Genomic DNA, 11,063 nt, shown 5'->3' on the forward strand with positions numbered 1-11,063 from the left:
GGAGTTTTTCCCCGCGACCGGTGACCAGCCACAGCGCCAGCAGGGAGGCCGGCACCAGGGCCGCCACCAGGATGAAAATGGGTGCGTAGGAGTCGTGGGTCATCGCCGGCACCAGCCAGGTGGTGATCAGCGTGCCGGCCACCGCGGCCATGCCGCCCAGGCCGGCGACCGAGCCGACCGATTTGCCGCTGAAGATGTCGCCGGGCAGGGTCTGGATGTTGCCGATGGCGATCTGGAAGCCGAACAGTACGAAGGCGATGGTCACCACGGCCCAGACCGGATCGGTGGCCAGCACCGCGCCCAGCAACGCCGGGGCCATGATCGCGCCGCCCAGGGTGATCACCACCTTGCGGGCCTTGTCCACGCTCCAGCCCGCGCCGATCAGGCGCCCGGACAACCAGCCGCCGCCGAGGCTGCCGATCATCGCGCCGACATACGGCACCCAGGCGAAGATGCCGATCTGCTTGATGTCAAAGCCGAAGGTGTCGGCCAGGTAGAGCGGCAGCCAGGACACGAACAGCCACCAGATCGGGTCCAGGAAGAACCGCGAGATCAGGATGCCCCAGGTCTGCCGATGGCCGAGCAACTGGCGCATGCTGGGCACGTACTCGGCGACCGGCACCGCCGGCTGTTCGGTCGGTGCATCCAGGATCAACGCGCGCTCGGCGGCGCTCACCCACGGGTGCTTGTCCGGGCCGGCGCGGTAGATGATCAGCCAGGGCAGCAGCCAGATGAAGCCGATCGCACCGATCAGGATGAAGGTGCCGCGCCAGCCCAGCCACAGGAACAGCACGGCGATCAGCGGTGCCGACACGATCGCGCCGATCGACGCACCCGCATTGAACACGCCCTGCGCCAGCGCACGCTCACGCGCCGGGAACCACTCGGCATTGGCCTTGACCGCACCCGGCCACGCGCCAGCTTCGCTGATGCCGAGCATGGCGCGCACGATGCTGAAGGACAGGATGGAGTGGGTGACCGAATGCAGCGCGATCGAGATCGACCACACCGCGATCGACAGCGCAAAGCCCAGCCGCGTGCCGATGATGTCGAACAGACGGCCGAACACGAACTGGCCGGCGGCATAGAACAGCATGAAGACCGTGACCAGCAGCGCGTAGTCTTCCTTGGTCGCACCGACGTCCTTGGAGATCTGCGGCCACATCACGGCCAACGCGTTGCGGTCGATGTAGTTGATCACCGTGGCAATGGCGATCAGCGCCACAATCAGCCAACGGACATAGGTGCGGGCCTGCGTGGTGACCTTCATTTGCCGTCCTTGCCGGTACGGGTGCCGGTATCGAAGCGCTTCCAGCCACCGTCCCAGCGCCAGCTGTGTCCGCCGCCGCTCACTTCATGCGATCCGCCCTTGGCCGGGTCATCGGCGATGCCCACGGCGAGCTGCTTGCCGCCAGCCAGGTCGAGCACCAGCACGTCCGCATCCTTGCCGCGGTAGTGGGTGAGGCGGTCGATGCGGCTGTTGGCGCCGCGCACGGTTTCGGCGGTGCCGTCGTACTGGCCATGGGGTTCGAGCACGCCGTAGAACGTGGTGGCGGCCTGGCCATCCACCCGCTGCAGCAGCATTGGCTCACGGCGCAGGTTGAACGAGGGATCATTCGCGCCGCTCTCGCCGATCAACGCACGCGAGGGCGCGGTGCTGGCGAAACGGTAGGTATAGAAGCGGCCGTCCAGCAGCCAGGTCAGGCTGCGTGCGTCGCTGGTTGGCTCGCTGGCCGCATCGATCCACACATGCTGGTAACCGTTGGCCTTGCCCAGCACCGGACGTGCGGCGACCGCGGACTGCGTCTTGAAGCCCACGTCCATGATGTGCCCGTTGAAGTGCAGCGGCAGGTCATAGCGCGCGGCCTTGCTGCCGGTGACGCGCAGCAGATCCAGCACCACCGGCTCGCCCAGCGAGGGGTGCGAGAGCAGCGCCTGGGTACGGGTGAAGCTGACCCCGTCGTAGGCGCCTTCCATCCGTGCCGAGGCGATCTGGGTGTCGTCGCTGACCGCGAACAGCAGCGGTGTCGGCGCCAGTGGCTGGCCCTTCTTCCAGTCGCCGCCGAAGTGGCTCTGTTCGTTCACCACCAGCGTGTTGTGTGCAATGGTCTGCCGCGCCCAGCTGCTGTTCTCCGGCAGGTAGATGCCACCGGCCTTCGCCTCGATATTGAGAAAGCGCGCCGCGCCGTAATCGGTCACCACGCGCTGGCCGTTGTCGTAGAACAACCAGTTGAGCTTGTCGAAGTGGCCGTGACCCATGCCCTGCTTGGTGTTTTTCATCACCAGCGCCTGGCCGTTCTCGCCCCCCATGCGCAGGATCGCCAGTGCGCCTTCGGTGCCGTCCGGGCCATCGCGCAGCAAGGTCGGTACGAAGGCAAACGGCTTGGCCTTGTTATCCGCCAGCGCCTGGGCCACCTGCAGGCCTTCGGGCGAGAGCAGCACGCGCTTCTGTGTTTTGGCGACGGACAGCAGGCGTGCATCACCGGTCTGCGCGTAGGCGATATCGATGCCGGCCACCAGTTCCTCGGTGTCCAGGCCCTTGTCGAGAATGGCGTCGTTGATCGGGAAGAAGTAGCCGCCGTAGCTGCTCTGCACCAGCGCATCGACCGCCTTGAGCAGCACGCCGTCGCGGCGCTTGAAGATGCCGCGTTGCGGTTCGTTGCGCTCGATGGCGTTGGCGAACAGGATGAACGGGGCCAGCGCATACCGCTGGTAGTACGGGCCTTCTTCGTAATACCCGTCCGGCGAGAACAGCTGATCAACCTGTTTCAGGAAGCCGGCGCTGCCATCGCGTTTGCTGCCCTGCAGGGCCTTGTCGACGTAGCTGGCATCGCGCAGCACGTAGCCGGTCATGCCCACGGCAGCGACCGCCCAGGTGGCGTGGTTGTGGATCTTGTCGAAGTTCTCCGGCGTGCCGGACAGAAAGTCGGCCATCGCGCGGAACACGTTGTCGTCGATCGTCGTGCGGTCGGCGTCACTGAGTGTGTCGCGGATCGCGTCGTAGCCCTGCGCCGCGCTGACCAGCCAGACCGAATCGTTGAGGGTTTGCCAAAACAGCCGGCCGGGAATCTGGCCGCGGCCCTGCGGGTGCGCGCCCAGGCCCGGGTAGAGCTTGGCGTAGCCCAGCAGCAGGTCGCGGGCGAAGGTGGCATAGGCCTTGTCGCCGGTCAGCCGATACAGCGCGCCGGCGGCCTGGATGGCCTGGTAATTGCGCTTGTGCTGTTCGTGCGTGTAACCGCCGCCCTTGTCCTTGGGCACCGGCACGTCGATGCCGGCCTTCATCATCGCGCGCACCCGCTGTTCGGCACGCTGCTGTTCCTTGGCGAACAGTGGCGAGCGCGCACCCTCGGCACGCATCTGCGTCCACTGCGCGGCGGTGACCAGCACCGGCGCGGTGGCGGCATCGGCGGGCGCCTGCCGGGCGGCGGGTGCGGCCTGCGCAGCGGGCAACGCGGCCCCGCCAAGCGTGGCGGCGAGCAGCAGCATCAGGGGCGGGGCGTGATTCATGGCAGGGCCTCAACAGGGGTATCGGACAGCAACGGCGCGGTGGCCGTCAGCGGGTTGTCGCCCATGCGCAGGGTCGGTTCCCCGACGCGATGGCTGAAACGGATGCGGCCGCTGCGGTCGAAGCGGTTGCCGCGGATGCTGGCGAACTGCACGCCATGCAGGCGCAGGCTGGTGTCATCGGCCACGCCTGCCTGCTCGAACTGGTTGCCGTGCACCTGCAGCGCCGGACCGAAGGTGCTTTCGTCGGTGCCGCCGCGATACAGGTTCACCACCGGCCCGCCGATGCGGCGGAACGTGGAGTCCAGCAGATCCACCTGCTCGGCGTTGTAGGTGCCCAGATCGTCGGTCTCGGCGGCCGCAGCGATCACGCTGCCGGTGATGTCCTCCACCGTGACGCGGGCCAGTGCGATCCGCGCGGCCAGGCTGCCTTTGCCGGTGGCGATCACATCGAAGGCCTTGTTGGCGGTCAGCCCGTGTACGCGACTGTCCTCGATGCGCAGCGTGTAGTTGAAGGCCTGGCTGCCCGGCGGCACGCGGATCACCGCGTTGCCGGCGGCATCCGGGGCGAGCGCGCCGTCGATGTCCAGCCGCGCCAGGCGCAGCGAACCGCCCGCGCCGATCTCGAACAGGCTCGGCCGCGAGAACTGCACGCTGGCCTGGCCACGGGCGGGGCCGAGCACGCTGAGCGGATGGTCCACCGCCAGCACCTGGCTCACGGTGTAGCGGCCGCGCTGCAGCTGCAGCCGGTCGCCGGGGGCGCTGGCGGCCACGGCGGCGGTGAGGGTGTCCTCGCCCGGTGCGACCTTGCGCACGGCGCCGCTGTCCAAGGCGGTGGTCGGCAGTGTCTTGGGGTACCAGTCCACGCCCACCTGGTCCCGGGCAATCGGATTCAGATCGCGCGGGGCACCGGCATCGATGGCGGCGGTGGGGTAGAGCAGGCCGTTGGCCGCGCGCTGCAGGGTCAGGGTCTGGCCGCTGACACCACCGGGAAAACCGGGTGACGCGGCAGGGCTCTGCACATTGCCCGCGAACGTGATGCCGGAGAGATCGCCCTGCGTGCGCAGCAGCTCGCGTGTTCCATCGCCGATGAACAGGTTGCCGGCGATGCGGCTGTTCACCGGCATTGCGTTGCGCTCCTCATCCAGTCCCGCGCCGAGCAACAGGGTGCCGACCTGGATGAAGCTGTTGCGTTCGATCACCGCGTGATCGATCTGCTCGTAGCGGTTCAACGGCGCGTCGTGGGTACCGGCCATCACACTCAACGCCGCGGCGAAGTTGTCGCCGGCGATGCCTTCGAAGTAATTGTCGCGCACGGTCTGGTTGCGATTGATCACACGCACCCCGCCGGTATGCGCCTTGCCATGGCCGAGGAACACATTGCGTTCGACCCGATTGCCGTGGCCGTGGCGCAGCACCAGTGAGCCGCGCGAGTCCTGGAAGACGTTGCCGCGGTAGGTGTTGCCACCGGACTTGTTGGAGACGATCTCCACCTCGCCATCGCACTGCTCGAACCAGTTGTTCTCCACCACGGTGCGCGAATCGGACTGCGAATCGTGGCTGGTGCCGATGCGCATCGTCTCGCCGCCGTTGGAGCCCAGGTTGGGGCGCGGGCCGAACCAGTTGTGGTCGATGCGGTGCTGGTTGTCCAGGCCGCTGGTGGCGTTGCGCACCACCACCAGGGTGGTGCCCGCATTGGTCTTGCCGACCAGCTGATTGTGGTCGAAGCGGTTGTGCTGGCCGTACAGCGCCACCCAGTGATCGGACTGCTGGCGGTCCGGTTTGTTGTAGCGGTCGATCACGATCCCGGTCACCCGGGTGTGGTTGGCCCACTCACTGGCTGACCGCCGGAATGAAACCACTTCGCCACCCGGCGCCCAACCATCGCGGAAGACGAGGTTGGAGACCTCAAGGTGCTCACCGGCCAGCCGCAGCTGGGACTGGCCGCTGAGAATCACCTTGCCGGGGGTCTGCGCCGTCAACTTAATTGGTTGACCAATTTTGCCGGTACCCCGGAAAAGCAGGTCCACGTCGCGCCAGACGCCGTCTGCCAGGATCACCGTATCGCCGGGGGCGAGGGCGCGTACGGCGGTGGCATAGGCAGCAGCGTCGCGCACCAGATAATCGGCCGCCACGGCAGGGAATGTCGCCAGGGACAGGCTCAACAGCAGGGCCTTGGCCATGGGACGCCGCGCCAACGGCGCATGCGAGTGTTGCAAAGTCACGGGCTTACCCTCCCAGATGAACCGTGGCGACTGACGCGAGCCACGATCCTAACAGGTTGCCGGGCGCGTACGTCAACCACAATCGCATACCACTTTAGGTGCATGTGGTATGTGGTTTGCGCATTTTTCTGCTGCGTCCGCACATTAATTCCATGCAAAGTGGTCTGGACGGTGGTGCGGGGTAGACTTTAGTACCAATTCATTGACATTGGTTCATCAGTCGTGAATCTTCCGGATCGAATCCGTGTAATCGGACGATCCATCCTGGGAGGGAGATCACGATGTTGCATGACCGCCGTACGGCCTCACCACGAGGCCTCCGCCGCACCGCGCTGCACAGCGCGCTGTTCTATGCCCTGTGCGCCACCGCGGCCCTGCCGCTGGCCCACGCACAGGATGCCGACGCACCGGCCTCGCCGCCGGGGCAAGCCACCACGCTGGATCAGGTCCAGGTGACCGGCATCCGCGGCACCATCCAGACCTCGATCGACAAGAAGCGCGAGGAGACCGTGGTCTCCGATGTGCTGGCCGCTGACGACATCGGTGATCTGCCTGCGCTCTCGATCGGTGAAGCGATCGAAACCATCACCGGCGCCTCCACCCATCGCGAGAAGGGCGGTGCGTCGGAGATCTCGATCCGTGGCCTGGGCCCGTTCCTCGGTTCGTCCACCTTCAATGGCCGCGAGGCCACCAATGGCAGTGGCGACCGCTCGGTGAACTTCAACCAGTTCCCGTCCGAGCTGATCAACACCGTGGCGATCTACAAGACCCAGCGCGCCGACTTCGTCGAAGGTGGCGTGGCCGGCACGATCAACATGGAGACGGTCAAACCACTGGAGTACGGCAAGCGCACGTTCCAGCTCGATGGCCGGGGCACCTGGCAGGACTACGATGACCGCCTCAAGGACAAGGACGGCGTCGGCTGGCGCGGTACTGCCAGCTACATCGACCAGTTCGACATGGGCAACGCCGGCAAGCTCGGTGTCTCCATCGGCGTGCAGGCGCTGGAAGGCAGCAACCCGGAAGAGATGTTCTCCAGCAGCTCCACCTGGGTGGCCTGTGATGGCCGTGAAGTGGTCGGCGCGACGCGCAACTGCACCCAGGTCAACGGCAACCAGGTCGCCAACGGCGTGCCGTATTACCTGGTGCCCAGCAGCCGCATCTACCGCCAGTTCATCGAGCACGACAAGCGCGATTCGCAGTTCGCCGCGCTGCAGTGGCGGCCCAGCGATACGGTGGAAGTGAACCTGGATTACCAGCACTCCAAGCGTGATTACACCGAAGACCGCTCGGATCTGTCGCTGTCTTCGATGATGCGCAACCTCAACAACCGCGTGGTCACCGACGATGGCGCGCTGCTGCACCACACCGGCAGCACCACGGTCGATTCCACCGGCAATTTCCTGGAACGCCAGGAGGAATACACCGGCGGCGGGCTCAACGTGATCTTCCGGCCGAGCCCGGCGTGGACGCTGTCCACCGATCTGTCCTATTCCAACACCGAGCGCGATCAGATTGAACGCAGCACCCGCCTGCGCGCCGGCCGTACCGACGTCAACGGCAGGCCGGTCGGCGGCATCAAGAACACCCGCTACGTCGATTACACCTATGACTACAGCGGTGATGTGCCGAGCATTTACCTGGACCCGGCGTTCGATGTGAACAACCCGGACAACTTCACCGATTCGGCGCTGGTGCGTCGTCGCCAGCAGCATCGCGAGCACACCATCCGTGCTGGCCGCTTCGATGCCACGTTCACCCCCGAAAGCGGCTTCTTCACCGCGATCAAGGGTGGCCTGCGCCGCTCCGAAGCGACCTACACCGATTACACCGACACCGTGGATGTGACCACCACCAATGTCGCTGCGATCCGCGCTGCCAACCTGGCCTGCCGCCAGGCCTTCCCGCAGGACGATTTTCTGGCCAATGCCAGTGGCAACACCATCGACCAGTGGGCCAGCTTCGACAGCCGTTGCCTGTTCAAAGCCTTCACCGGCGCGGACGACACCGGACTGAGCGCGGACCTGCGCAACCCGGCCAACAACGATGTCACCGAGAAAACCAGCGCGCTGTACCTGATGGGCGATTACAGCGCCGAATGGTTCGGCCTGCCGGTGACCGGCAACATCGGCGTGCGTGGCGTGCGGACCGAAGTGCGCTCGGTCGGCCTGCGCAGCGGCCTGGATGTGATCAACAATCCCGACGGCACCGTGACCCTGGAGCCGACCGGCGATTTCACCTCGCAGGTGCTCAAATCCAGCAACACCGAATGGCTGCCCAGCTTCAACGCCGCCTTCGAACTGCGCCCGGACCTGCTGCTGCGCGTGGGCGCCTATCGGGCAATGTCGCGCCCGGATCTGGCCGCTGAAGGCTACGGCCGCACCTTCAACCTGGGGGAGGTGGATACCGAGTTCAACAGCGTGGGCGATGCCCTGCGCAGCATCACCGCCACCGGCAACCCGCGCGCCAAGCCGTTGATGTCGTGGAATGGCGATCTCTCGCTGGAGTGGTACGCCAACGAAGACACCATGCTGTCCGGTGCGCTGTACTACAAGCAGTTCAACGGCGGCTCGATGCCGGTGATCGTCAACGAGACCTTCGATATCGATGGTCAGAGCGTGACCGTGCCGGTGGAGCAGCTGGCCACCAGCGACCAGAAGAGCGATCTGTTCGGCGTGGAGTTCACCGCCTCGCACAGCTTCTCCTACCTGCCGGGGATCTTCTCCGGGCTGGGCGTGAAGGCCAGCTACAACTACGCCGATTCCAACTTCAAGACCGAAGACCTGCGCCTGGGTGAGTCCACCGACCCCTCGACCGGCGTGGTGACCCCGGGCATCGTCGAGCCGGCCAATATCTTCGGTTTATCCAAGCATGTGGCCTCGGCGCAGGTGTACTGGGGCCTGGGCAAGCTCGATCTGCAGGCGATCTACAAGTACCGCTCCGACTATTACCAGCAGTTTGTCGGCGACCCGTCGCAGAACCGCTATGTGCGGGACAATGGCTCGCTGGACTTCCGCGCCACCTACAAAGTGAACAAGCACTTGTCGTTGTCGCTGTCGGCCAGCAACCTCACCGATGAGCCGCGGGTGTCGGATATGCCCATCCTCGGCAGCTTCCGCGAGTACACCACGTACGGGCGGCGGTATTATCTGGGGGTGCGCTACCGCTTCTGAGGTCAGTGGCGCGGTTTTTCCGACCGCGCCGCTCTCTGAAGGCGCGGTCGCGTGTCGGTCCCCAGCCACCTGTCAGCAGGCCTTTGATGATGTCCGAACCCCGTCTGTACCAGTCCATTGCTGCCGAAATCGTCGCGCTGATCGAGAAGGGCGAATTCCCGCCGGGCTCGCGCCTGCCGGGCGAGCGCGACCTGGCCGAACGCCTGGGCGTGAGCCGGGTGACGGTGCGTGAGGCGGAAATCGCGCTGGAAGCGCAGGGCCTGATCACCATCAAGACCGGCTCGGGCGTGTATGTGAAGGCCAAGCCGTCGCAGGCGCCGGGCGCTCTGCCCGACGTCTCGGCGTTCGACCTGACCGCGGCACGTGCGGTGATCGAGGCCGAGGCGGCCGCGATGGCGGCCAGCCGCATCACCGATGCCGAACTGGAGGACCTGGCCGGCCTGATCGCGGCCATGGTCGACCCGAATTCGGGCGAGGCGGCGGCCAGCGAGGCGGATCGGCAGTTCCATCTGTCGATCGCGCGGATCGCCGGCAACCCGGTGGTGGAGCACTGCGTGCAGCTGATCTGGCGGATGCGCAACGAGCTGCCGCGGGTCAAGCAGGTCTACGCCAACGTCTGCCACAACGACGATGACACCCGCGACGAGGAACACACCCGGATTCTGGATGCCCTGCGCCAGCGCGACCCGGCAGCGGCGCGGTCGGCCATGCGCAACCACTTCCAGCGGCTGTTCGAATCGATGCTGGAAGCCACCGAGAATGAAGCGCTGGCTGAAATCCGCCGGCGCACCCAGCAGGACCGCGAACGCTTCATGGCCGCGACCGGGCACTGAGCCCGGCGCGTACCGGCGGGCTTATTCGCCCTGGTACTGCTTTTCTTCGACCAGCTGCGAGCCGGCGATGCGGTTGATCTCGTTCTTCACTTTGACCCGCTCGCCATTGGTGCCATAGACACCGCGCGCCAGCTGGATGAAGGCATCGTCGAACACCTGCGCCGCTTCCTTGTCGCGCAGCTGATCCTGGATCTCCCACATGCGCTCGTTGATCGCCTTGAGCTGCGTCTTCAACGCCTCCAGCCCCGGCTGAGCGCTTACCTGCTGCTGCCACAGCGGCCACAGGCCCTCGAGTTCCTTGCGGACGTTGGCGTTCTTGCCGGCATCGGCGATGCGTTCGGCCTTGATTTCCAGGATGGTGATCTTGTCGATCAGCTCGCCAATCGATACCGGGGTCAGGATCGCGTCCACGCCATTACTCGCAACAGGTCAGAGCGGCCATGATACCGCGCACCCCCGGGCGCCACCCTGACGCAGGATTTACAGAAACGTTGCGCCGATCGCGCGGGTACGCCATGGCGGCTTTACGGCCCACCTGAGGAGACTGTCGCTCTCGACGGCGCGGCCGTCATCTGGAGTGGGACACGTGGTGGATCAACAGTGGAGACAGCGCCTGCGCTGCGGCGCGGTGCTGGTGGGGCTGGTCATGAGCGGGGCGGCCGCGGCCGCGGTGGAAGGCAATGCGACGCTGACCTCGGATTACGTCTGGCGCGGCAGCTCCCAGAGCGACGGCGATCCGGCCGCGCAGGCCGGCGTGAAGCTCAGTACGGCCAACGGCTGGTATGCCTCGGCGTGGGGCTCGGGCATCTCGTTCCGCCCGGACAACGGCGCGCGCAGCGAATTCGATCTCATCGCCGGCTGGAGCGCGGCGGTGACGCCGGACTGGAGCGTGGACGTCAACCTGACCCGGTACCTCTATCCCTCGGCCACCGTCGATCTGGACTGGACCGAGCTCAACGGCACGGTGACCTGGCGGCAACGCGCCTGGCTGCAGGTTGGCGTGTCCGACAACGCGCTGGCCGGCGGCCACGGCGGCACCTATGCGCAGCTCGGCGCGCGTCTGCCGCTGGGCGAGCAGTGGCGTGTCGAGGCCGCGGTGGGCCATTACTGGCTGGACAGCGCGCAGGCCGATGATTACCTGCACGGCCAGCTCAGCGTGGTGTGGCGTGTGCACGGGCCGTGGGAGCTGCGGGTGACCGGGCACGACACCGACGGCGCCGCGACACGCCTGTTCCCGGGCAATGCGGGATCGCGCATCGAGGTCGCGGTACAAACCGCCTTCTAACGTAGCGCCAACCCCGGTAGAGCCGACCAACCCCGGTAGAGCC

The 11,063-nt window shown here is 66.2% G+C and carries 7 protein-coding genes; 3 read left to right on the forward strand and 4 right to left on the reverse strand.

Annotated elements, in window-relative coordinates; all coding sequences use genetic code 11:
• The 3 genes from ACE026_RS00320 to ACE026_RS00330 all read right to left on the reverse strand — a co-directional run.
• The coding region (locus ACE026_RS00320; protein ID WP_486036959.1) for an MFS transporter at positions 1 to 1,270 on the reverse strand (1,270 nt) is incomplete at its 3' end.
• Positions 1,267 to 3,507, reverse strand: a complete 2,241-nt coding sequence (locus ACE026_RS00325) for an oligoalginate lyase (RefSeq protein ID WP_486036961.1) — start codon at positions 3,505 to 3,507, stop codon at positions 1,267 to 1,269. The genes ACE026_RS00325 and ACE026_RS00320, both read right to left, overlap by 4 nt.
• Positions 3,504 to 5,687 (reverse strand): polysaccharide lyase 6 family protein, encoded by a 2,184-nt coding sequence (locus tag ACE026_RS00330; RefSeq protein ID WP_486036963.1) that lies wholly within the window; start codon positions 5,685 to 5,687, stop codon positions 3,504 to 3,506. Before ACE026_RS00330 ends, ACE026_RS00325 begins: the two co-directional genes overlap by 4 nt.
• 323 nt (positions 5,688 to 6,010) lie before the next feature.
• On the opposite strand from ACE026_RS00330, the gene ACE026_RS00335 reads away from it, so the two are divergent.
• On the forward strand, positions 6,011 to 8,902 hold the full coding sequence (locus tag ACE026_RS00335; RefSeq protein ID WP_259260471.1) for a TonB-dependent receptor: 2,892 nt from the start codon (positions 6,011 to 6,013) through the stop codon (positions 8,900 to 8,902).
• An 89-nt stretch (positions 8,903 to 8,991) separates the two neighbouring features.
• On the forward strand, positions 8,992 to 9,735 hold the full coding sequence (locus ACE026_RS00340; RefSeq protein WP_088432357.1) for a FadR/GntR family transcriptional regulator: 744 nt from the start codon (positions 8,992 to 8,994) through the stop codon (positions 9,733 to 9,735).
• 21 nt (positions 9,736 to 9,756) lie between these two features.
• Here ACE026_RS00340 and ACE026_RS00345 read toward each other — a convergent pair whose 3' ends face one another.
• A complete protein-coding gene (locus ACE026_RS00345; protein WP_259260470.1) occupies positions 9,757 to 10,146 on the reverse strand; it encodes a DUF6165 family protein in 390 nt (129 codons plus the stop codon).
• Between the two features lie 235 nt (positions 10,147 to 10,381).
• On the opposite strand from ACE026_RS00345, the gene ACE026_RS00350 reads away from it, so the two are divergent.
• Positions 10,382 to 11,020: a TorF family putative porin gene (locus ACE026_RS00350; protein WP_486037003.1), complete on the forward strand. Its 639-nt coding sequence runs from the start codon at positions 10,382 to 10,384 to the stop codon at positions 11,018 to 11,020.
• Positions 11,021 to 11,063: the final 43 nt, after the last annotated feature.

The organism is Stenotrophomonas sp. AGC87 (assembly GCF_057333975.1).

Excerpts from the sequence above, each read along its gene's own strand:
- ACE026_RS00325 (WP_486036961.1), bottom strand. The coding sequence starts at position 3,507 with ATGAATCACGCCCCGCCCCTGATGCTGCTGCTCGCCGCCACGCTTGGC.
- ACE026_RS00335 (WP_259260471.1), top strand. The coding sequence starts at position 6,011 with ATGTTGCATGACCGCCGTACGGCCTCACCACGAGGCCTCCGCCGCACC.
- ACE026_RS00330 (WP_486036963.1), bottom strand. The coding sequence starts at position 5,687 with ATGGCCAAGGCCCTGCTGTTGAGCCTGTCCCTGGCGACATTCCCTGCC.
- ACE026_RS00350 (WP_486037003.1), top strand. The coding sequence starts at position 10,382 with ATGAGCGGGGCGGCCGCGGCCGCGGTGGAAGGCAATGCGACGCTGACC.
- ACE026_RS00340 (WP_088432357.1), top strand. The coding sequence starts at position 8,992 with ATGTCCGAACCCCGTCTGTACCAGTCCATTGCTGCCGAAATCGTCGCG.